Below are 21,707 nucleotides of genomic sequence, written 5' to 3'. Positions count from 1 at the left end.
TCATGGTCGGCGTGTGCCCCCTGACATGCCCCGGGGAAGCCGCCCCTTAACCCGTCACTTGTACAGCAGACCCACCATCCGCCGGGACGCCACGGCCAGCCCGAGCGCGGTCAGCGCCAGCAGGTAGAGCAGGTCCAGCAGCCACAGCCAACCGGACCCGCCGACACAAATGTCCCGGATCAGGTGCACCGAGCGGTAGAGCGGGGTCACCTCCACCAGCCAGCGCAGCACCGCCGGGTAGTCCTCGGCCGGCACGAAGGTGCCCGAGAAGAGGAAGAGGGTGAACTGCGCCGAGCCCATCAGGTCGAAGTCCTGCCAGCTGCGCATGAAGGTGGCCAGCGCCATGCCGATCGCGCCGAAGGCGAAGCCGACCAGCACCGCCGCCGGGAACGCCAGCAGCGCCCGCCCCACGGAGGTCAGCTCCATCGCCACCATCACCGCGAGGAAGGCCGCCGAGTAGGCCGAGCCGCGTACCATAGCCCACCCCAGCTCCCCGAGCGCGATCTCGAAGGGCCGCACCGGGGTGGCGATGATGCCGTCGTAGAGCTTGAGGTACTTCATCTTGCCGAAGAAGTTGAAGGTGGTCTCGGCCAGCGCCCCGGTCATCGCCGAGGAGGCGAGCATGGCCGGGGCGACGAACGCGGCGTACTCGACCACCCGGCCGTCGGCCAGGGTGAGCCCGTCGATCAGCTGGCCCACCCCGACCCCGATGGAGAACAGGTAGAGCACCGGCTCGACGAACCCGGAGAGCAGCAGCAGCCAGTAGACCGACTTGAGCGCCGCCACGTTGCGCTCGACCACCGAGGCCGACCGGCGCGACGTGCCGGAGACGTCGAGCAGCCGGGGCAGAACGAGAGTGACCACGCGAGCCTCCTAGACCACGAGCCGGCGACGGAAGAGCCGGGCGGCCAGCAGCCAGCCGCCCAGCGCCCAGGCCGCGAGGTAGAGCAGGTGGCCGGCGACCGACCACTGCGGGGCCACGCCGAGCGTCGCCGCCCGGCACAGGTCGACGGCGTGCCAGAGCGGCGTCGCGTAGGCCAGCCAGCGCAGCACGCCGGGCAGCGACTCGACCGGGAAGAAGATCCCGGCGAAGAGCGTCATCGGGATCACCGCGAACCGGAACAGCATGGCCAGCCAGCTGTCGCTGTCCACCACCGCCGCGTACGCGAAGGTCGGCGCGGCGACCGCCAGGCAGAGCAGCGCCACCACCGGCAGGGTGGCCACCGCCCAGCCCGAATGCAGCGCCCCGAACAGCGCCGTCACCAGTAGGAACGCGACGCTGGCGGTGAGCGCCCGGAACAGCACGAAGGCCAGGTGGCCGGCGAGGATGTCGGGGATCCGCAGCGGCGCCGCGGTCTGCGCGGAGTAGGTCTTGATCCACTGGAAGTTGCTGAACACCGGCCAGGTCGATTCGCCGATGGTCACCTGGAGCGCGGTCGAGGCGAGCAGCCCGGGCACGATCCAGTCGAGGTACCGCACCCCGTCGACGCCCTGGTCGACGTACGCGCCCACGCCCAGGCCGAAGCCGACCACGGTCAGCGTCGGCAGCAGGAAGGACGAGAAGACCCCGGCCCGCCAGGTGCGGCGGTAGCCGGTCAGGTAGTGCGCCAGCACCGCCAACGCCGGCACCCTCGGCAACGGGGGCCGTTGCGCCACGCTCACCCGGACCTCCTCTCACCCGCCGTCCACCACAGCCTTCCTACCTCGGGGGTACGACAGGCCGCGGCAACCCTATGGCCGGCCGCCCCGCCTGTCGCGCCCTTTACCCGGCCCGCTCGCGGAACCCGGGCCGCCGTGGGGGGCCGGTCAGGCGGTGCGGGTCGTGGTGAACAACGCGCGCGCGGCGTAGCCCCAGAGCAGCAGCCCGGCGCCGGTGCCGACGACCAGGCCGGCCCGGACCGACGAGGTGACCGCGACGGCCAGCCCGGCCAGCGCCACCAGGCACAGCGCGACGCCGAGCGGCACCAGCAGCCGGTCGCGCAGCACCGGGGACAGCGGCACGAAGTGCAGCCCGACCACCGCGCAGACCAGGACCGGAACGAACTCCGCCCAGCCGAGCCCGGCCAGGACGAGGGCGCCGAGCACGGCCATGGCGAACTCGACGGCGACGATGACGCCGTACCGCCGGTCGGCGGCCCGGTCCCGGGGCAGGGCGGCGGCCGCGCGCCCGGTGCGGACCACGACGACCGCGCCGAGCAGCGCGGTGAGCAGGGCCAGGCCGCTGGCCACCACGAGCGCGGCGCGCAGCGGCGGGTCGGCCGCCGGCAGGCTGAACCAGATCGTGGCGAACACGCCCAGGTAGAGCGCGGTCAGCCCGGCCTGGCGTCTCGCTCCAGCATCCATCGTGGACTCCTCCCCCGTCGACGGCCGATGCTACCCAGCGGCCGGGAGTGCCCCGGCCACGGCCGTCAGTCGACCAGGGTGCGGCCGGTGAGGTGCAGGAAGACGTCCTCCAGGCTGCTGCGCCGGACCAGGACGCTGGCCGGCGTCAGGCCGCGCGCCTCCACCTGGCCGACCGCGGCGTCCCCGTCGGTGACGTAGAGCAGGATCCGGTCGGGCAGCACCTCGACCCGCTCCCCCAGCCCGTCGAGCTTGCCGGCGAACGCCTCCTGCGACTCGGCCGCGAAGCGCAGCTCCACCACCTCGCGGGTGGAGTGCCGCTCGATCAGCGCCCGGGGCGAGCCCTCGGCGACGATCCGCCCGCCGTCCATCACCACGAGGCGGTCGCAGAGCTGCTCGGCCTCGTCCATGTAGTGGGTGGTCAGCACCAGCGTCACCCCCTGCTGCTTGAGCCGGAACAGCCGCTCCCAGACCAGGTGCCGGGCCTGCGGGTCGAGCCCGGTGGTCGGCTCGTCGAGCAGCACGATCTCGGGCTCGTTGACCAGCGCGCGGGCGATGGTCAGCCGGCGCTTCATGCCGCCGGAGAGCGGCTCGACCTTGCTGTCGGCCCGCTCGGTGAGCTGCACGAAGTCGAGCAGCTCGGCGGCGCGCGCCCGGGCCACCGCGCGGGGCACGCCGAAGTAGCGGGCGTAGGTGGTGAGGTTCTCCCGAACGGTCAGCTCGGGGTCGAGATTGTCGAGCTGCGGGCAGACGCCGAGCCGCGCCCGGATGGCGGGGCCGTCGCGCACCGGGTCCATGCCGAGGATGCGCAGCTCGCCCCCGCTGGGCGGGGAGATGCAGCCGATCATCCGCATGGTGGAGGACTTGCCGGCGCCGTTCGGCCCGAGGAAGCCGAACGCCTCGCCGGGGCGCACCTCGACGTCGATGCCGTCGACGGCGGTGAAGTCGCCGAACCGCTTCACCAGCCCCCGAGCCTGGATGAGTGGTTGAGCAGTGGTCACCGGCCGACCCTACCGGCGACGTCCGACACCCTCGACGGGTTTCCGGCCCCACCACAGCGGGCTCAGAGCCGGCAACGCAGAGTAGTTGACACTACGGACAGTTATCGATCGGTACGCTCTCGTGCACCTGACCGTCGGGCTGTCGATCCGGCGCATCAACGGGGCGATGCGGGCCAAACTGGACAGGTCCCTTTCGGACGCACCCCGACCACCGGCACCTGTCAACAGTTCAGCCCCCTCAATTTGTTAAATCCTTCTTTATTCAGATTCCTCTGCGTGATGGAAATAGATCGCCATTACCGACCGCAATGATAATCGGCAATGTTCCATGCCGTAGATAATTGGCGTATCGTGCCCCCTCGTGTCGTCCGTACGCTTCACCGACGGTCCCGCCCCGCAAGCGCCGCACACCGGCTCCAGGGGGGCGGGAGCCGCCCTCAAGGACCCTCCGGCGCCCCTGGAGCCGCAGGTCACGGCGGGCGCACCACCCCGCGCCGCCGTGCCGGACACCCGCGAACTCGCCGCGCAATTCGAGGACGAGAAACCGGGGCGCTCGCTGACCGGCCCGGTCCGTCATCTGGTCACCGGCACGACGGTGGGGATCGCGCTGCTGGCACTTGTCCAGGTCTTTCAACCACTTCCGCAGGGCAGCAAGTACTACCTGATCGTTTTCCTGGCCGGCGTGCTGCCGACAGTGTTCCTGGCGTACCCGGCGGGCCTTTCGATCCCCTGGCGGCCGGGCCGCACACCCGCCGACGGGCCGGACCGGGCCGGGCCGACCCGGTCGGACTGGCTGCTGGCCGCCGCGGCCCTGGTCGCCTGCCTCTACCCGGTGCTGCCGTTCACCGTCGGCGGCGGGGGCGGCGGATACGACGCCTTCCTCGACCGGCAGGGCCTGCTCGTCGGGCTGGACGTCGCGATGGGCACCGTGCTGCTGCTCCTGCTGCTGGAGGCCTGCCGGCGCACCACCGGCTGGATCCTGCCCGCCGTCTGCCTGCTGTTCCTGACCTACGGCTACTACGGCGGGCTGCTGCCGCAGTCCTGGCCGGTGGCGCACGCCGGGCTCGACTTCGGCCAGCTCGTCGACGCGTTCTACAACTCCGACAGCGGGTTCTACGGCACCCCGCTCGACGTGGCGGCCTCGTACATCGTGCTGTTCACCATCTACGGCGCGGTGCTGGACCTCTCCGGGGCCGGGCGGTTCTTCGTGGAACTCTCCGCCGCCGCCTTCCGGCGCTCCCGGACGGCCGCCGGGCGCACGGCGGTCGCCTCCGGCTTCCTGCTCGGCACGGTCTCCGGATCGGGCGCGGCGACGACGGTCAGCATCGGCGCGGTGACCTGGCCGGTGCTGCGCCGGGCCGGCTACCCGGCCGAACGCGCCGGCGGGATGCTCGCCGCCGCCGGCGTCGGGGCGATCCTGTCCCCGCCCACCCTCGGCGCGGCCGCCTTCATCATCGCCGAGTACCTGGACGTGTCGTACCTGCAGGTGCTGGGCTGGGCGACCATCCCGACGGTGCTGTACTACCTCGGCATCCTGCTCGCGGTCGAGATCGACGCCCGGCGCTCGGGCGTGCGACCGGTGGTCGTCCAGGCCGACTCGCCCTGGCGGCTGCTGGGCCGCTTCGGCTACCACTTCCTGTCCCTGCTGGTGATCACCGGCCTGCTCGCCCTGGGCGCCTCGGCGACGAAGGCGGTGGTGGGGGCGACGGTGCTGGCCGCCGCGCTGTCCTTCCTGGACCGCCGGCACCGGCTCACCCCGGCCCGGCTGGTCGAGGCGCTGGGCACCGGCGCGCGCGGGGTGCTCGCGGTGAGCGCGGTCTGCGCCGCGGCCGGCATCATCACGGCGACCACCACGAAGACCGGCCTCGGCCCGCAGGCGGCGGCACTGCTGGTCTCCGGCGCGCAGGCGGTCGCCTCCGACCCGGCCGTGGTGCTGGCGCTCACCGCCGTGCTGGCCGCCGTCGCGCTCAGCCTGCTGGGGCTCGCCGTGCCGGTCACCGCCTCGTTCGTGATCGGCTGGGTGATCATCGGCCCGGCCCTGCTGGACCTGGGCGTCGCCGCGCCCGCCGCGGCGATGTTCGTCTTCTACTTCGCGGTCCTGTCCGAGGTCTCCCCGCCGACCGCGCTCGCCGCGGTGGCCGCCGCCGCGGTCACCGGCGGCCGGCTGGTGCCGACCATGTGGCAGACCCTGCGGTACGCCCTGCCGGCCTACCTGATCCCGATCGCCTTCGTGATCACTCCGGCCGGTCTGGGGCTGCTCGGGATCGGCGGGCCGCAGCGGGTGGCCGTGGCCGCGGTGGTCTCCGCGCTCAGCGTCGCCGTGCTGGCCGTGGCGGCGGGCGGCTGGCTGCCCGGCGTCGGCCCGGCCGGCGTACCGGAGCGGATCCTCGGCGCGCTCGCCGGGCTGACGCTGCTCTGGCTCGAACCCGTACCCGTCACGGTCGGCGCGGTCCTGGCCGCCGCCGTGGTGGCGGGTGTCCTCGTACGACGCGGCTCCGCCAACCGGACCGGCGAGCCGTCGGCAACACCACCGGTGAACCATGGGGAGGAAAACAGTGAGACGGATCAACGTGCGGCTGGCCGCGGGAGTGGGGGCGCTCGCCCTCGTCGCGAGCGGCGCCGCCGGCTGCGGGGGCAAACAGGACGGCGCGACGAAGGACGACGCCGCCAGCGAGATCACCTGCAAGGTCACTGACAGCACCCGCGTCGGCATCGCCACCGGCAACGCCACCGGCGTCTACTACGTGGTCGGCAACGCCCTCGCCGGCCAGCTCTCCACGACGACCGACGGCAAACTGACCGGCACCGCCGCCGAGACCGGCGCCTCGGTACAGAACATCGAGCAGCTCGTCGGCGGCCAGTACGACGTCGCCTTCTCGCTCTTCGACACCGCCGTCAACGCGGTGCAGGGCAAGGGCAGCTTCACCTCGCCGCAGCCGGTGCAGGCGCTGGGCCGGATCTATGACAACTACACCCAGGTGGTCGTGCGGGCCGACGCCGGCATCGGCTCGGTCGCCGACATGAAGGGCAAGAAGATCTCCACCGGCTCCCCCAAGTCCGGCACCGAGGTCATCGCCAACCGCCTGCTCACCGCCGCCGGTCTCGACCCGGCCAAGGACGTCCAGGCGCAGCGGCTCGACCTGGCCAAGACCGTCGAGGGGGTCAAGGACGGCAGCATCGACGGCTTCTTCTGGTCCGGCGGGGTGCCGACCGGCGGGGTCACCGACCTGTTCACCACGGCCGGCGACAAGGTGAAGTTCCTCGACATCGCCCCGCTGCTGCCCAAGATGACCGAGCTGAACCCCGCGTACCAGGCCGGGACGATCCGCGCGGACGTCTACAAGACGGCGACGGACACCCCGACCATCGTGGTGCCCAACGTGCTGCTGGTCCGCAAGGACCTCAACGCCAACGTCGCCTGCGCCGTCGCGCGGACCGTCTTCGAGAAGAGGGACGCGCTGGCCCAGGCCAACCCGGCCGCCAAGGGCATCAACCTGGACAACGCCCGCAAGACCGACCCCGTACCGCTGCACCGCGGGGCGGCCAAGGCCCTGCAGGACCTCGGCGCGAGCTGACCGACGGCGCCGGGTCCGGGCCGCCGCCCGGACCCGGCGTCCCCGACCATTCCCGGGAGACCCGCGTGCCGCTCCCCCGCCCCGCCCGCGTACGCCGGCACAACCGGCCGGCGGACCACACCGACCGGCTCTGGTCGGTCCGCACCCAACTGCTCGCACCGATCCTGGTCGCCACCGTCGGCCTGGTCGTGCTGGGCGCCACCCAGACCAGCACCGCGCTGGACGCCTCCGCCGACGCCGACCGGGCCCGGGTCCTCGCCGGCACCGCCACCGCCACCGTGCGCCTGGTGCACGAGCTGGAGCGGGAACTCGCGGAGACGGCCGCCCTGCGCCAGCGGGGCGGCTCCACCGGCCGGCCGCTGGTGGACGCCCAGCGGCGGCGGGTGGACACCGCCGTCGACCGGTTCCGCACCGCCAGCCGGGACGCCCGCCGGGCCGCACCGGACCTCGGGCGGGTCCTCGACACCGCCGACGACCAGCTCTACCAGCTCGATCCCGCCCGCCGGTCGGCGCCCACCTCGGAGGGGGCCGACCCCACCTACGTGGCACTGGTCGAGTCGCTGCTCACCGTCGCCGACGCGCTGCCCGCGCAGCTGCGCGACACCGAGCTGGCCAACGCCGCCCGGGAGGTGGCGGCGGTCGCCAGCCAGGAACACCTGGCCGCGCTGGAACGCGACCTGCTCCGGACGGTCTTCGTCCGCGGCGAGCTGGCCCAGGGCGAACTGGTCCGGCTCGGCCAGCTGCGGGGCGCGCGGGAGCAGCGTCAGGCCGAGTTCTCCCGGATCGCCGACTCCGACGCCGAGGCCGCGTACGCCCGGCTGGTCGCCGGCAGCGACGTGGCGACCGCCCAGCGGATGCGGGACACCGCCGTCAGGGGCGAGACCCTGGCCGCCGCGCTGAAGGTCGACGGCGACGCCTGGTACGTGGCCCAGAGCGGCACGATCCGGCGCTACAACCTCCTCGGCCGGGAGCTCTCCGAGGACCTGGACCAGCAGGCCGCCAGCCTGGCCCGGGACGCCCGCCGGCGGGCCCTGGTCACCGGTGGGGCCACCACCGCCGTCGCGGCGGCCTCGCTGCTGGCCGCCGCGCTGCTGGCCGTACGCACCAGCCGCCGGCTGCGCCGGCTGCGGGTGGCGGCGCTCACCGTGGCCAACTCGGAGCTGCCCGAGCGGATCACCGCGATCGCGGCCGGCGAGGGCGCGCCGGCCGAGGGCGAGGCGACCCGGCTGACCGAGGACATCCGGCAGGGGCGGGACGAGGTCGCGCAGGTGGCCGAGGCGTTCGACACGGTCAACCGGGCGGCGCTGCGGCTCGCCGGCGAGCAGGCCGAGCTGCGGCTGGACGTGACCCGGATGGCCGAGGCGCTGGCCCGCCGGATCCGGACCCTGATCACCCGGCAGCTGCGCCTGCTCGACGACTTCGAACGCGACGAGACCGATCCGGACGCGCTGGCCCGGCTCTTCGCGCTGGACCATCTCGCCGCCCGGATGCGCCGCAACGGGGAGAACCTGCTGGTCCTCGCCGGCGGCGAGCCGGGGCGGGCGTACGAGGGGGACCACCTGCTTGCCGACGTGGTGCGCGCGGCCTCCTCGGAGATCGAGGACTACACCCGGGTGGAGATCGACGTGCCGGCGGCCGCGGTGCACGGGTCGGCGGTGGGGTACCTGGTCCACCTCCTCGCCGAGCTGCTGGAGAACGCCACCAACTACTCGCCGCCGCACACCCCGGTGCAGGTCGACGGCCGGCGGACGATCGACGGGCTCACGCTGCGCGTGCACGACCAGGGCATCGGCATCAGCGAGGGGCGGCTCGCCGCGATCAACAAACGGCTGCTCGCCCCGGCGGTGCTCTCCAGCGCCGCGGCCGGCAGCATGGGCCTGCACGTGGTGGCCCACCTGGCCGCCCGGTACGGGATCCGGGTCCAGCTGCACAACACCGGCACCGGCACGGTGGCCCACGTCGAGGTGCCCGAGTCGGCGCTCGTCCGGGTGGAGACGGTGTCCCGGCGTCCCGTTCCGGTCCGCCAGCCCGCCTCGACGGCGGCCTGGTTCCGGGCCGGGGCCGGTGCGCCGGCCCTGGCGACGACCGTGCCGAACCCGACGCCCGCGCCCCGGCTGACGCCGGCGTACGGCGGCAGCCTGTTCCGGCCGGACCCGACCGACCCCCACCACGCGCCGACGGTGACCTTGCCGGTGGTCACCCCCGGTACCCGGGTCGCGGCCCCGCCCCGGCCGCCGTTGCTCCGGGCCGCGGTGGCGCCCCCGCCCGGCCCCGCTGACCCGTCGACCGGGCCGGCGGCGGCCTCCGGCACCGGCCTGCCCCGCCGGACCCGCGGCGGTCAGCTCCCGACGCTGCCGGACACCCCGCCCGCCCGGCCCGGGGAGGACCTGCTCGACCCGGAGGTGGTGCGGGCCCGACTGTCGGCCCTCGCCGAGGGGGTGGCCAGCGCGATGCGACGTAACCAGCAGACGAGACCAAACGGGAGACACCGATGACCACACCCGTGAGCGCCGGCCTGGACTGGCTCCTGACGAACTTCGCCGAGCAGGTGCCGGACGTGTCGCACGCCGTAGCCGTCTCCGAGGACGGACTGCGCCTGGCCTCCTCACCGCACCTCTCCCCGGACCAGGTGGACCAGCTCGCCGCCGTGATCAGCGGCCTGGCCAGCCTGACCGTCGGCGCCGCGCGGCTGATGTCCGCCGGCCACGTACGCCAGCAGATCGTCGACATGGACGGCGGGGTGATGCTGGTGATGGCGGTCGGCCGGCGGGCCCTGCTCGGGGTGCTCGCCGCGCCGGGCTGCGACCTGGGTCAGATCGGCTTCGAGACCGCGACCCTGGTGCAGCGGGTGGCGGAGGCGCTGGAACCGGCGGTCCGGGCGTGACCCGCCGGCCACCGCCCTGGCTGGCCGCCCTGCTGGTGACGCTGCTCGTGGCGGGCTGCGGGCAGTCGGCGGCGCCGTCGCAGGCCTGGCACGGCGGCCGGATCTTCCTCGCCACCGGCAACACCACCGGCGTGTACTACCAGCTCGGCGGCGGCTACGCCGACGTGATCAGCCGCCACCTGCCCGGGTACGAGGCGCGGGCCGAGCCGACCGGCGCCTCGGTGGAGAACGTCAGCCGGCTGGCCAGCGGCGACATGGAGATCGCCTTCAGCCTCGCCGACACCGCGGCCGACGCGGTCAACGGCCAGGGCGCCTTCGTCGGGCAGCCGCAGCCGGTCCGGGCGCTGGCCCGGGTCTACAGCAACTACACCCACGTGATCGTGCGGGCCGACGCCAAGGTGAAGGACTTCGCCGGGCTGCGCGGGAAGCGGGTCTCCACGGGTTCGCCGAAGTCCGGCACGGACATCATCGCCGGGCGGCTGCTGACCGCCGCCGGGATGGACCCGGACCGGGACGTGGACCGGTTCACCCTGTCCCTGCCGGAGACGGTCAAGCGGATGCGGGCCGGCACGCTGGACGCGATGTTCTTCTCCGGCGGCCTGCCCACCCCGGGCATCGCCGACCTGCTCTCCAGCGCGCCGGGCAGGTTCACGCTGCTACCGATCGCCGACCTGATCGAGCCGCTCAACGCCCGGTACGGCTCGGTGTACACCACCGCCGAGCTGCCGAAGGAGGCCTACCGCACGCCGGCGGGCACGCCGACGATCACCGTGTCGAACATGATCCTGGTCAACGCCGACATGCCGGACGAGCTGGCGTACGACCTGACCCGGCTGCTCTTCGCCTACCAGGGCGACCTGATCGGGGTGCACCCGGAGGCGGGCAACTTCACCCGGCAGAGCGCGTCCGGCACCGACCCGATCCCGCTGCATCCGGGCGCGGCGCGGTTCTACCAGGGCGGGTGAGCGGAGTTCAGGCGTCGGCGGGGGCGGTCGCGGCACGGGCGGCCGCCACCAGCCGGTCGGCCTCCGCCAGCACGGCCTCGTCGTCTGCGGGGGTGCCCGGCTCGAAGCGCACCGTCCAGCTCAGCCCGTCCACCCCCGCCACCCGCCGGGCCGCGACCCGCCCGGCGCCGCCGGGCACCGGGTGGTGCTCCGTGTACGCCACCGACCGGGTGACCCGGGCCCGCACCTGGTGCGGCAGCTCGCCCGGGTCGACCAGCAGGTAGGTCTCGGCCGGGCAGTCCGCCACCACCTGGTAGCCGTCGCGCTCGGTGACCCGCTCGGCCGGGGTGACGGTCAGCTCGCGGCCGGACCACACCGCCTTGAGGATCTCGTGCCAGCCCAGCCGGTGCGGGCGGCCGGGCAGCCAGAGCCCGAGGTTGCTGGCCACCACCACGCCGTCGCCCTCGCCGTTGCCGGCGGCCGCCCAGGCGAGCACCCGTTCGTCGTCGGCGAGCGGGGGCCGGGCGGCGGGCGGCAGCTTCGGCTTGCGGCTGAACAGTCCCATCACAGTCCTCCCGCGGCCTGCTCGCGCAGCGCCCGCGCGTGCTGCTCCAGCGAGAGCAGTTCCCCGAAGAGGGCGAAGTACTCGTCCTTGTTGTTCACCGGGTTGACCCGTTGGATCTTGGATTTGAGGTCCCGGATCCGGGCGGTGACCGAGCCCCACTGCAACCGGGCCACGGTTATCGAGACGTACCGGGGGTCGGGTTCGCCGTCGATGCGCAGCGGCTCGACGGCCAGTTCGCCGACGAGCGCCCGGGCGGCCAGGTCCTCGCAGGCGTCGCGGACCGACTCGATCCAGACCGCGCCGGCGGTGGCCGCCGCGGCCCCGCCCGCCGCGGCGATCGCCGCGCGGACCGCCGCGTGCACCGGGTGCCGGTACTCCGGGGCGTCGACCGCGTCGAACATCGGCCCGGCCAGCACCGGCTCCTGGAGGGCCAGCTTCAACGCCTCTCGCTCGACCATCGACTGCGGGCTGTCCACCGCCGGCACGGGCGCCGCCGTCGACCGGTTCGAGGCGGGCGAGCGCCGCTCGGCGGTCGGGGTGGCGTCGGCGGCGAGCACCGCGCGCTGCACCGGCTCGATCTCCATGCCGAGGTCGCCGGCGAGCTTGCGGACGTACTCGGGGCGCTTCTCCCGGTCCTTGATCTTGGCGACCAGCGGCGCGGCCCGGCGCATCGCCTCCACCCGGCCGTCGACGGTGTCCAGGTCGTACCGGTTGATCACGTGGCGCAGCGCGAAGTCGACCAGCGGCTCGCGGCGGGCGACCAGGTCCCGCACGGCCAGGTCGCCCTTGGCCAGGCGCAGCTCGCACGGGTCCATGTTGTCCGGGCTGACCGCGATGAAGGTACGCCCGACGAAGCGCTGGTCGTCCTCGAAGGCGCGCAGCGCGGCCTTCTGGCCGGCGGCGTCCCCGTCGAAGGTGAAGATGATCTCGCCGGCCACCGCGTCGGTGTCCAGCAGGAGCCGGCGCAGCACCGCGATGTGGTCGCCGCCGAACGCCGTGCCGCAGGTCGCCACGGCCGTCGGTACGTCGGCGAGGTGACAGGCCATCACGTCGGTGTAGCCCTCGACGACGACCACCTTGCCCTGCTTGGCGATCTCCCGCTTGGCCTGGTCGATGCCGTAGAGGACGTGCGACTTCTTGTAGATCGGCGTCTCAGGGGTGTTGAGGTATTTCGGGCCGTCGTCGTCGTCGAAGAGCTTGCGGGCGCCGAAGCCGATCACGTCGCCGGTGATGTCCCGGATCGGCCACATCAGCCGGCGGCGGAACCGGTCGATCAGCGTCCCGGAGCGCGACGGCCGGGACAGCCCGCCGGTGACCAGCTCGTCGTGGCTGAAGCCCTGCTGGCGCAGGTGCTTGGTGAGCAGGTCCCAGGCGTCCGGGGCGAAGCCGCAGCCGTACCGCTGGGCGGCGGCCCGGTCGAAGCCCCGCTGCGCCAGGAACTCCCGGGCCGGCCGGGCGGCGGCCGTGGTGAGCCGGGCCTGGTAGAACTCGACGGCGGCGGCGTGCGCGGCCACCAGCCGCTGCTTCTGCCCCTGCTGGGGACGGGGGCGCGGGGCGGCGTTGTCGCCCTCGACGTAGCGCAGCTGGATGCCGGCGCGGGCGGCGAGCCGCTCGACGGACTCGATGAAGCTGAGGTGCTCGGCGTCCATCAGGAACTTGATGGCGTCGCCGCCGGCCCCGCAGCCGAAGCAGTACCAGACATTGCGGGCGGGCGAGACGTTGAACGACGGGCTCTTCTCGTCGTGGAACGGGCAGAGGCCCTTGAGGTTGCCGCCGCCGGCGGACTTGAGGGTCACCGTGTCGGAGATGACCTCGGCGATCGAGGTGCGTTCCCGGACCAGCGCGATGTCCTCGTCCCGGATCCGCCCAGCCATTCGCCACCCCCTCGGCGTACATCCTGCCCTGCCGGACCGACGATCCGCCGCCGGGGGCACGGGCGTGTGGCGAACGACGCCGGCGCCCGGAACCCGACCCGGGAGCCCGGGCGGCGGGTCAGCCGACCGGGGCGACCTCGTCGGCCTCGACCTGGCGGTTCCAGTCCGCCTTGGTGGACCGCCAGCCCTCGTCGTCCATGCCCCGACGCCAGTAGCCGGAGATGGAGAGCGCCTCGCGGGGCACCCCGCGCTCGACGCGCAGCAGGCGGCGCAGCTCCTTGACGAAGGTGGCCTCGCCGTGGACGAACGCCTGCACCCGGCCGGGCGGGAACTCCAGCGCCCGGACCGCCTCGACCAGCGCCTCGCCGACCGGCCGGTCGCCGCGGTGCAGCCAGGTCAGCGCCACCGCGCCGGGGCTGAGCAGCCGCTGCTCGTCGGCCGGCCCGTCGACCTCGACGAAGACGGCGGCCGGGGCGCCGAGCGGCAGCCGCTCCAGCGCCGCGCCGATCGCCGGCAGCGCGCTCTCGTCGCCGACCAGCAGGTGCCAGTCCGCCGCCGGGTCCGGCGCGTACGCCCCACCGGGGCCGACGAAGAGCACCTCGTCGCCGGGGCGCAGCCGGGCCGCCCAGGGCCCGGCCAGCCCCTCGTCGCCATGGTGCACCACGTCCACGGTGAGTTCACCGGCCAGCGGGTCCCAGGCGCGCACGGTGTAGGCGCGCAGCCGGGGCCACTGCTCGCGGGGCAGGTCACGACGGATCGCGGCCAGGTCCAGCGGCCGGGGGTGGTCGACCCCCGGCGCCGGGAAGACGATCTTGATGTAGTGGTCGGTGTACTCCCCGACCGGCAGCCCGGCCAGCTCCTGGCCACCCAGGACCAGGCGGATCAGGTGCGGGGTGGGCCGCTCGGTCCGCAGGACCCGGGCGGACGTGACCTTCTTGGGGCGCTCCGTCATGTCACTTAGGCTAGCCTAAGTCGTCGCGGGGCCGCGGGTCGGGAGCACGACCCGCACCCCGGACGAGCCGGTCGTGCCAGGCCACCGCCGCCGGGTCGGTGAGCGACGCCACCTGGTCGACCACCACCCGCAGCCGGGCGGTGTCGTCCGGAGCGGCCCGCCACAGCGGGGCGAAGACCGGGTCCAGCGCGTCCGGCGCCCGGTCGCCCAGCACGCCGACCAGCTCGGCCAGGACCTCCCGCTGCCGGTCGTACCGGGCGCCGGCGCCCGGGCGGTTCATCACGTAGCGCCAGGCGATCCCCTTCAGCAGCGCGCACTGGGCCCGGACCCGGCGCGGCACCACCAGGTCGGCGGCGTACCGGCGGTGCGGGCCCGGGCCGAACCGCTCCCGGGTGGCGGTCACCACGGCGGAGACGAACCGGCCGGTCAGCACGCTGGCGGTGGCCTTCAGCGCGACCTGCGCGCGGTGGCTGCCGTCGTACCCGGCGAGCGCGGCGAGCTCCGGCTCGTCGAGCAGGTCGACCAGCACCTCGCCGAGGTCGGCCGGGGACTCGCCGGAGTAGACGGCGGCCACGTCGACGCAGAGGGCGGCCCGCTCGTCCGGGTCGTCGAGCAGGGGCCGCAGCGAGAGGTACCCGCCGTGGATGCCGTCCTCCACGTCGTGCACCGAGTAGGCGACGTCGTCGGCCCAGTCCATCACCTGGGCCTCCAGGCAGCGCCGCGCGCCGCCGGGCGGGCCGCCGCCGTCCCCCGCGGGTACGCCCTCGCGCAGCCAGTCGAAGACCGGCCGGTCGTCGTCGTACACCCCGAACTTGCGCAGTCCCGGCTGCCGGGGCCACGGGTACTTGCCGACCGCGTCGAGCGAGGCCCGGGTGAGGTTGAGCCCGGCGGGTACGCCGTCCGGGCCGACCACCTTGGCCTCCAGCCGGGTCAGCACGCGCAGCGTCTGGGCGTTGCCCTCGAACCCGCCGCAGGGCGCGGCGAGCCGGTCGAGGGCGTCCTCGCCGTTGTGCCCGAAGGGCGGGTGGCCGAGGTCGTGCGCGAGCCCGGCGGTGTCCACCACGTCCGGGTCGCAGCCCAGCCGGGCGCCCATCTCGCGGGCGATCTGGGCCACCTCCAGCGAGTGCGTCAGCCGGGTACGCAGGAAGTCGTCGGTGCCGGCGACGTGCACCTGGGTCTTGGCGGCCAGCCGCCGGAAGGCCGCCGAGTGCAGCACCCGGGCCCGGTCCCGCTCGTACGGCGACCGGCCGTAGCCGGTGTCCTTCGGCGCCTCGTCGACCCGACGCCGCGCGTCGGCCGCGTCCCACGGCCCGGCCGGGTCGGCGTCACGCACTCCTCAGCCCTGCTGTCGCAGCACGCAGAACTCGTTGCCCTCCGGGTCGGCGAGCACCGTCCAGGAGGCGTCGCCCTGGCCGACGTCGACGTGCCGGGCCCCCATGTCGACCAGCCGCTCGACCTCGGCCTCCTGGTCGGCCGGGCGCAGGTCGAGGTGGAGCCGGTTCTTGGTCTCCTTGCCGTCGGCGACCGGGACGAAGACGATGCCGGGCAGCCGGTCGCGCGACTGGCGGATCTCCACCTCGTCCGGCTTCTCCGCGACCACCTGGTAGCCCAACGCCTCGGCCCACCAGTGGGCCAGCCGGGACGGGTCCCGGGCGTCGACGGTCAAGCTCTCCCAGACGCTGGTCATGCGGCCACCCTTCGCCGGTCGTACGCAACTGCTCGCGGGAGCCCAGGTTACGCCCGGGTGGCCCGCGCGGCGCGCCGGTGAGCGTCGCTTGGCGGGTCCGCAACCGCCGATCAGACGACAGTTGTCGACCGATTGCCGACCGTCACGGGATCGCGGGCGCGGCGTGGCCTTCGGTAACGTGCCGGGAGCGGTACGTGACACCGACGACCGGAACGCGACGAACGGGGGACGCTCGTGCACGTTGACACGGTGATGGACGCGGAGCTGCGGAGGTTGCGCCGACGCCGCCCCGAGGTGGCCGGCACGGTGCTGGGCGGGCGGGACGGGATGCTCATCGCCAGCGACCTGCCGACCACCGACGCGACCCACCTGGCCGCCCTCGCCGCGGTGAGTTTCGGGGTGGGGCACCAGGTCGCCCACACGGTGCGCGGCGGCGGCTTCCGGGAGTCGGTGGTGCACACCGCCACCGGCTCCGTGGTCACCTATCCGGCCGGGCGGCACGCGCTGCTCACCCTGGTCACCGGCGCGGGTGCCGACCTGGAGGCGCTGCACGCCGAGGCGCGGGCGGTGGCCGAGCGGGCCGGCTCGGCGTTCGACTCGCAGCGGGTGGCGGTGGGCGCGACGCCCGTGCCGCAGGTGCACGGCGCGCTCGCCGTGCGTACCCCGCTGCCGGCGCTGGCGCGGCGGCGGCCCGGATCGACCTGGCGGCGCCCGCCGCTGTAGGGCCGGGCCCGCCGCGACGCACCACACCCACCGACGACGACGGCGGCTCCGGGAGCACCCGGAGCCGCCGTCGGTCGTGCGGTCAGCGGCTGTCGGAACCGCCGGTCTCGACGGCCGCGCGGCCGGCCTCCAGGCGGGCCACCGGCACCCGGAACGGGGAGCAGGAGACGTAGTCCAGGCCCACCTCGTGGAAGAAGTGCACCGAGTCCGGGTCGCCGCCGTGCTCGCCGCAGACGCCGAGCTTCAGCCCCGGCCGGGCCGCCCGGCCCTCCTTCGCGGCGATCCGGACCAGCCGGCCCACCCCGTCCCGGTCGATGGACTCGAACGGGGAGATGCCGAAGATGCCCAGCTCCAGGTAGCGCCAGAAGAACGCGCCCTCGACGTCGTCGCGGGAGAAGCCCCAGGCCATCTGGGTCAGGTCGTTGGTCCCGAAGGAGAAGAACTGCGCCGCCTCGGCGATCTGCCCGGCGGTCAGCGCCGCCCGGGGTACCTCGATCATGGTGCCGATCAGCACCTCGACGCCGCTGTCCCCGACCACCTCGGCGATGATCTTCTCGGCCTCGGCCCGTACCGTCTCCAGCTCCTGCACCGCGCCGACCAGCGGCACCATGATCTCGGGCTTGGCGACCGCGCCGGCGCGGGTGACCGCGACGGCGGCCTCCGCGATGGCCCGGACCTGCATCGCGAACAGGCCCGGGATGACCAGGCCGAGGCGCACGCCGCGCAGGCCCAGCATCGGGTTCTCCTCGTGCATCCGCCGGACGGCGGCGAGCAGCGCCTCCTCCTTGGCGACGTCCTCGCCGCGCTCCTGGGCGACGGCGACGTTGACCGCGAGCTGCTCCAGCGGGGGCAGGAACTCGTGCAGCGGCGGGTCGATCAGCCGCACGGTGACCGGCAGGCCGTCCATCTCGCGGAAGATCTCCACGAAGTCGTCGCGCTGCAACGGCAGCAGCGCGGCGAGCGCCGACTCCCGCTCGTCGTCGGTGCGGGCCAGGATCAGCCGCTCGACCAGCTCCCGCCGGTCGCCGAGGAACATGTGCTCGGTGCGGCACAGGCCGATGCCCTGGGCGCCGAAGCGCCGCGCCCGGGCCGCGTCCGCCCCGGTGTCGGCGTTCGTCCGGACCGCCAGCCGCCGCTTGGCGTCGGCGTGGCTCATGATCCGGTGTACGGCCCGGACCAGCGGGTTGTCGACGTGCTCCGGTTCGAGGCTGCCCTCGAAGTACTGCACCACCTCGGACGGCATGACCGGCACCTCGCCGAGGTAGACCTTGCCGGTGGTGCCGTCGATGGAGACGATGTCGCCCTCGGTGACGGTCTGCCCGGCCACGGTGAAGCGCTTGGCCGGTACGTTCACGTCGATCTCGTCGGCGCCGGAGACGCAGGTCTTGCCCATGCCCCGGGCCACCACGGCGGCGTGGCTGGTCTTGCCGCCCCGCGAGGTGAGGATGCCCTGGGCGGCGATCATGCCGTTCAGGTCGTCCGGGTTGGTCTCCCGGCGGACCAGGATCACCGCCTCCCCCTCGGCGGCCAGCTCGACCGCCCGCGCCGAGGTGAAGACCACCTTGCCGGAGGCGGCGCCCGGTGAGGCGCCGATGCCCTTGGCGACCGGCTGGAACTCGTGGTCGAGGCGGAACCGGGGGAACATCAGCTGCGCCAGCTGCGCGCCGTTGACCCGGTGCAGCGCCTCGTCCAGGTCGATCAGGCCCTCGTCGACGAGCTGCCCGGCGATGACGAACGCGGCGGCGGCGGTGCGCTTGCCGACCCGGGTCTGGAGCATCCAGAGCTTGCCGCGCTCGATGGTGAACTCGATGTCGCAGAGGTCCTTGTAGTGCCCCTCCAGCCGGGCCATGAACGCGAGCAGCTCGTCGTAGGACTTCTTGTCGAGCTGCTCCAGCTCCTGCAGGGGCACGGTGTTACGGATGCCGGCGACGACGTCCTCGCCCTGGGCGTTGGCCAGGTAGTCGCCGTAGATGCCCTGCGCGCCGCTGCCCGGGTCGCGGGTGAAGGCGACGCCGGTGCCGGAGTCGGGGCCGAGGTTGCCGAAGACCATGGAGACCACGTTGACCGCGGTGCCGAGGTCGGCCGGGATGCGCTCCTGGCGGCGGTAGACCACGGCCCGCTCGGCGTTCCACGACTCGAAGACCGCACGGATGGCCAGGTCGAGCTGCTCGCGCGGCTCCTGCGGGAACTCCCGGCCGGTGTGCTTGACGAAGATCTTCTTGTACGCGTCGACCAGCCCGCGCAGGTCGTCGGCGTCGAGGTCGAGGTCGTTGGTGGTGCCCTTGGCGCGCTTGGCCTCGTCCAGGGCGTGCTCGAACTCCTCGCCCGGCACCTCGCAGACGGTCTTGCCGAACATCTGGATCAGCCGGCGGTACGAGTCCCAGGCGAACCGGTCGTTGCCGCCGGCCTGGGCGGAAAGCCCGACCACGCTGCGGTCGTTGAGGCCCACGTTGAGGACGGTCTCCATCATGCCGGGCATGGAGAACTTCGCGCCGGAGCGTACGGACACCAGCAGCGGGTCGTCCGGGTCGCCGAGGCGGCGGCCCATCTCGCGTTCCAGGGCCTCCAGGTGGGTGGCGATCTGACCGGCCAGCCCGGCGGGTTCCTCGCCGGTGGCCAGGTACGCCTTGCACGCCTCGGTGGTGATGATGAACCCGGGCGGGACCGGCAGCCCGAGATTGGTCATCTCGGCGAGGTTGGCCCCCTTGCCACCGAGCAGGTCCTTGAGGTCCTTGTTGCCCTCGGCGAAGTCGTAGACGTACTTGTGATCGACCGTCTCTTGCGCTGCCACCAGAGCCTCCCACGCGCGCCGGATTGACACTTAACGAAGGTTCAGCTGCCTCATACCCCGGAGCGGGCCACCGGTAATCCCGGTGCCAGCGCCGCTCGGTGGGCGAAGGTTAAGCGAACATCGGGTGGCCTGGGACCGTTCGGTGACAATAGGCACAGCCATCACGACTATCCGCGTTCGCGGGGGTTTCTGGGAACGCTTCCACGCGCACGATCACGCAATTTCGGGTCTCCTCGTATTCTTGACGGCACCGGTTCTGCTGAACCTGACCTTTGCCATATCCGCCGCAAATACACCCCGGAGCCGCCGCCGTGCCGCCCATTTCCTCGACCAGCCCGGAGAACGGCTCCACCGCCGGGGCCGACCGGGAACCGCTGGGTCAGGTCGACCTGTCCACCCACCGGCCGGCCGCCGCCGAACTGGCCCGGGCCGCCGAGCTGACCGCCGGGGAGCTGCTGGCCCCGCCCGCGCCGGTCCGGCTGGGCGACGTGGTGCCGGCCCCGGAGCAGGTCCGGCCCGACCCGACGGCCGACTTCACCCTCCCCGCCGACGCGGCCGTCCGGGTGGGCCCCGATCCGGACGCCCGGGACGTGGCCGAACAGCTCGCCGAGCTGCTGCGACCGGCCACCGGATACCCGCTGCCGGTGGTCGTCGAGGCCGCCGCGACCGACGGCCCGCTGGTGCTCACCCTGGCCACCGCGATGCCGCCCGCCGGCGTACCCCGCCCCCGGGCCGCGGCCGAGGACGCGGTGAGCGCCGCCGGCGTGGGCGACCTCGGCGGCACCGCCGGCGTGGGCGACCTCGGCGGCACCGCCGGCGCGGCCGAGCTGGGCGCCGAGGGTTACCGCCTGGCCGTCACCCCCACCGGAGTGCGGATCAGCGCCGACACGGCCACGGGCCTGTTCCACGGGGTGCAGACGCTGCGGCAGCTCCTGCCCGCGGCGGTCGAGAGCCCGTCCCCGGTCGCTGCCCGCTGGGTGGTGCCGGGTGGCGTGATCGTCGACCGGCCACGCTTTCCGTACCGGGGCGCGATGCTCGACGTCTCCCGGCACTTCTTCGGCGTCGCCGACGTGCTGCGGGTGATCGACCACCTGGCCCGGTACAAGCTCAACCACCTGCACCTGCACCTCACCGACGACCAGGGCTGGCGGATCGCCGTCGACTCGTGGCCCGCGCTGACCACCGTCGGCGGGGCCACCGAGGTCGGCGGCGGCCCGGGCGGTTTCTACACCGGCGCGGACTACCGGCGGATCGTCCGGTACGCCGCCCGCCGCCACGTCACCGTCGTCCCCGAGATCGACCTGCCCGGCCACACCAGCGCGGCGCTGACCGCGTACCCGGAGCTGGCGCCGGACCGGGTCGCGCCGCCGCCGTACACCGGCACCGAGGTCGGCTTCAGCTACGTCGACCCGGCCAGCGAGCGGACGTACGACTTCGTCGCCGACGTGCTCGGCGAGGTGGCCGCCCGCACCCCCGGCCCGTGGCTGCACATCGGCGGCGACGAGGCGTTCAAGGTCAAGGGCGCGGCGTACACCGGCTTCGTCGAGCGCACCCAGCGGATCGTCGCCGGCACCGGCAAGACGGTCATCGGATGGCACCAGATCGCCCCGGCCGGGCACACCGAGGGGCGGGTGCTCCAGTGGTGGGGCACCGACGGCATGGATCCGGTGGTCGCCGAGGCGGTACGCCGGGGCGCCCGGCTGATCCTCTCCCCCGGCAACCACGCCTACCTGGACATGAAGTACGCCCCGGACACCCCGATCGGGCACGACTGGGCCGGGCTGATCGACGTGCGGCGCGCGTACGACTGGGATCCGGGCACGCACGTGGCCGGCGTACCGGCCGACGCGGTGCTCGGCGTGGAGGCGCCGCTCTGGACCGAGTCGGTGACCACGCTGGCGGAGGTCGAGTTCATGTTCCTTCCCCGGCTGCCCGCCATCGCGGAGCTGGGCTGGTCGCCCCGCTCGGCGCACGACTGGGCCCGGTTCCGCGAGCGCCTCGCCGGCCACGGCCCGCGCTGGGCGACCGCCGGCATCGCCTTCCACCGCGCCCCGGAGATCCCCTGGCCGGCCGAGCGGGACGTGGCCGCCACCCCGACCACCGCGATCCCCGTCCCACCCGCCACGCCGACCCCCACGGGCTGAGCCGCCCGCCCCCGCCCCGGATCTGGCGCCGGCACCCACCCGACCCGCCGGCGATACGCCACCTCCAGGCACGCCGCCATCGCCAGCGGGCCGGAGCGATTCGCCGCCCCAGCAACACCGACGCTCAGCCCCATTCCGGACAAACCGGCCCATCCCCCACCCCACACCCCGCGAATCTTGGACAGTTTCCGGTCGGCGGAACGGAAACTGTCCAAGATCTCCGCGTC

Annotated in this window: 16 protein-coding genes and 1 pseudogene; 7 read left to right on the top strand and 10 right to left on the bottom strand. The window is 73.9% G+C overall.

Annotation, left to right across the window (positions count from 1 at the left end):
* Positions 1 to 54: 54 nt before the first annotated feature.
* The 4 genes from GA0074696_RS10020 to GA0074696_RS10005 all read right to left on the bottom strand — a co-directional run bounded on the left by GA0074696_RS10020 (position 55) and on the right by GA0074696_RS10005 (position 3,341).
* Positions 55 to 864: an ABC transporter permease gene (locus tag GA0074696_RS10020; protein WP_088960838.1), complete on the bottom strand. Its 810-nt coding sequence runs from the start codon at positions 862 to 864 to the stop codon at positions 55 to 57.
* A gap of 9 nt (positions 865 to 873) precedes the next feature.
* On the bottom strand, positions 874 to 1,662 hold the full coding sequence (locus GA0074696_RS10015) for an ABC transporter permease (protein WP_088960837.1): 789 nt from the start codon (positions 1,660 to 1,662) through the stop codon (positions 874 to 876).
* A 144-nt stretch (positions 1,663 to 1,806) separates the two neighbouring features.
* Positions 1,807 to 2,343: a hypothetical protein gene (locus GA0074696_RS10010; protein ID WP_088960836.1), complete on the bottom strand. Its 537-nt coding sequence runs from the start codon at positions 2,341 to 2,343 to the stop codon at positions 1,807 to 1,809.
* 65 nt (positions 2,344 to 2,408) lie between these two features.
* On the bottom strand, positions 2,409 to 3,341 hold the full coding sequence (locus tag GA0074696_RS10005) for an ABC transporter ATP-binding protein (protein WP_088960835.1): 933 nt from the start codon (positions 3,339 to 3,341) through the stop codon (positions 2,409 to 2,411).
* 361 nt (positions 3,342 to 3,702) lie between these two features.
* Here GA0074696_RS10005 and GA0074696_RS10000 point away from each other — a divergent pair, with 361 nt between their 5' ends.
* The 5 genes from GA0074696_RS10000 to GA0074696_RS09980 all read left to right on the top strand — a co-directional run bounded on the left by GA0074696_RS10000 (position 3,703) and on the right by GA0074696_RS09980 (position 10,765).
* Positions 3,703 to 6,036 carry a TRAP transporter permease gene (locus GA0074696_RS10000; RefSeq protein ID WP_407940569.1) on the top strand — a complete coding sequence of 778 codons (2,334 nt, stop codon included), beginning with the start codon at positions 3,703 to 3,705 and terminating at the stop codon, positions 6,034 to 6,036.
* Positions 5,930 to 6,916: a TAXI family TRAP transporter solute-binding subunit gene (locus GA0074696_RS09995; protein WP_231925422.1), complete on the top strand. Its 987-nt coding sequence runs from the start codon at positions 5,930 to 5,932 to the stop codon at positions 6,914 to 6,916. Before GA0074696_RS10000 ends, GA0074696_RS09995 begins: the two co-directional genes overlap by 107 nt.
* Positions 6,917 to 6,981: 65 nt before the next feature.
* Positions 6,982 to 9,411, top strand: coding sequence for a sensor histidine kinase (locus GA0074696_RS09990; RefSeq protein WP_088960833.1), 2,430 nt, complete (start codon positions 6,982 to 6,984; stop codon positions 9,409 to 9,411).
* Positions 9,408 to 9,800 (top strand): roadblock/LC7 domain-containing protein, encoded by a 393-nt coding sequence (locus GA0074696_RS09985; RefSeq protein ID WP_088960832.1) that lies wholly within the window; start codon positions 9,408 to 9,410, stop codon positions 9,798 to 9,800. Before GA0074696_RS09990 ends, GA0074696_RS09985 begins: the two co-directional genes overlap by 4 nt.
* Positions 9,797 to 10,765 carry a TAXI family TRAP transporter solute-binding subunit gene (locus tag GA0074696_RS09980; RefSeq protein ID WP_088960831.1) on the top strand — a complete coding sequence of 323 codons (969 nt, stop codon included), beginning with the start codon at positions 9,797 to 9,799 and terminating at the stop codon, positions 10,763 to 10,765. The genes GA0074696_RS09985 and GA0074696_RS09980 overlap by 4 nt, the downstream gene beginning before the upstream one ends.
* A 7-nt stretch (positions 10,766 to 10,772) precedes the next feature.
* On the opposite strand, the gene GA0074696_RS09975 is transcribed toward GA0074696_RS09980, so the two are convergent.
* The 5 genes and pseudogenes from GA0074696_RS09975 to GA0074696_RS09955 form a co-directional block, all read right to left on the bottom strand.
* Positions 10,773 to 11,309, bottom strand: coding sequence for a hypothetical protein (locus tag GA0074696_RS09975; RefSeq protein ID WP_088960830.1), 537 nt, complete (start codon positions 11,307 to 11,309; stop codon positions 10,773 to 10,775).
* A pseudogene (dnaG, locus tag GA0074696_RS09970) lies at positions 11,309 to 13,205 on the bottom strand (DNA primase). The gene GA0074696_RS09975 and the pseudogene dnaG overlap by 1 nt, the downstream one beginning before the upstream one ends.
* 96 nt (positions 13,206 to 13,301) lie before the next feature.
* The gene (locus GA0074696_RS09965; RefSeq protein ID WP_088960828.1) at positions 13,302 to 14,135 is read right to left on the bottom strand and encodes a siderophore-interacting protein; all 834 of its coding nucleotides are present in this window, start codon (positions 14,133 to 14,135) and stop codon (positions 13,302 to 13,304) included.
* Between the two features lie 10 nt (positions 14,136 to 14,145).
* Entirely contained in the window at positions 14,146 to 15,468 is a 1,323-nt protein-coding gene (locus GA0074696_RS09960; RefSeq protein ID WP_088960827.1) for a deoxyguanosinetriphosphate triphosphohydrolase, read from the bottom strand.
* Between the two features lie 3 nt (positions 15,469 to 15,471).
* Positions 15,472 to 15,822 (bottom strand): VOC family protein, encoded by a 351-nt coding sequence (locus GA0074696_RS09955; protein WP_088960826.1) that lies wholly within the window; start codon positions 15,820 to 15,822, stop codon positions 15,472 to 15,474.
* Between the two features lie 234 nt (positions 15,823 to 16,056).
* On the opposite strand from GA0074696_RS09955, the gene GA0074696_RS09950 reads away from it, so the two are divergent.
* Positions 16,057 to 16,545: a roadblock/LC7 domain-containing protein gene (locus GA0074696_RS09950; protein WP_172894241.1), complete on the top strand. Its 489-nt coding sequence runs from the start codon at positions 16,057 to 16,059 to the stop codon at positions 16,543 to 16,545.
* 82 nt (positions 16,546 to 16,627) lie between these two features.
* Here the strand turns inward: GA0074696_RS09950 and ppdK are convergent, their stop codons facing one another.
* Positions 16,628 to 19,336 (bottom strand): pyruvate, phosphate dikinase, encoded by a 2,709-nt coding sequence (gene ppdK / locus GA0074696_RS09945; protein ID WP_088960824.1) that lies wholly within the window; start codon positions 19,334 to 19,336, stop codon positions 16,628 to 16,630.
* A gap of 374 nt (positions 19,337 to 19,710) precedes the next feature.
* On the opposite strand from ppdK, the gene GA0074696_RS09940 reads away from it, so the two are divergent.
* A complete protein-coding gene (locus tag GA0074696_RS09940) occupies positions 19,711 to 21,480 on the top strand; it encodes a beta-N-acetylhexosaminidase (protein WP_231925421.1) in 1,770 nt (589 codons plus the stop codon).
* Positions 21,481 to 21,707 lie beyond the last annotated feature (227 nt).

The sequence above is a fragment of the Micromonospora purpureochromogenes genome (genome assembly GCF_900091515.1).
GTDB lineage: Bacteria > Actinomycetota > Actinomycetes > Mycobacteriales > Micromonosporaceae > Micromonospora > Micromonospora purpureochromogenes.
Note: the sequence above shows the minus strand (reverse complement) of the source record. Positions and strands in the feature narration are given on the sequence as shown.

Coding starts and splice junctions, on each gene's coding strand:
- GA0074696_RS09985 (WP_088960832.1), top strand. CDS start 9,408: ATGACCACACCCGTGAGCGCCGGCCTGGACTGGCTCCTGACGAACTTC.
- GA0074696_RS09955 (WP_088960826.1), bottom strand. CDS start 15,822: ATGACCAGCGTCTGGGAGAGCTTGACCGTCGACGCCCGGGACCCGTCC.
- GA0074696_RS09965 (WP_088960828.1), bottom strand. CDS start 14,135: ATGACGGAGCGCCCCAAGAAGGTCACGTCCGCCCGGGTCCTGCGGACC.
- GA0074696_RS09975 (WP_088960830.1), bottom strand. CDS start 11,309: ATGGGACTGTTCAGCCGCAAGCCGAAGCTGCCGCCCGCCGCCCGGCCC.
- GA0074696_RS10010 (WP_088960836.1), bottom strand. CDS start 2,343: ATGGATGCTGGAGCGAGACGCCAGGCCGGGCTGACCGCGCTCTACCTG.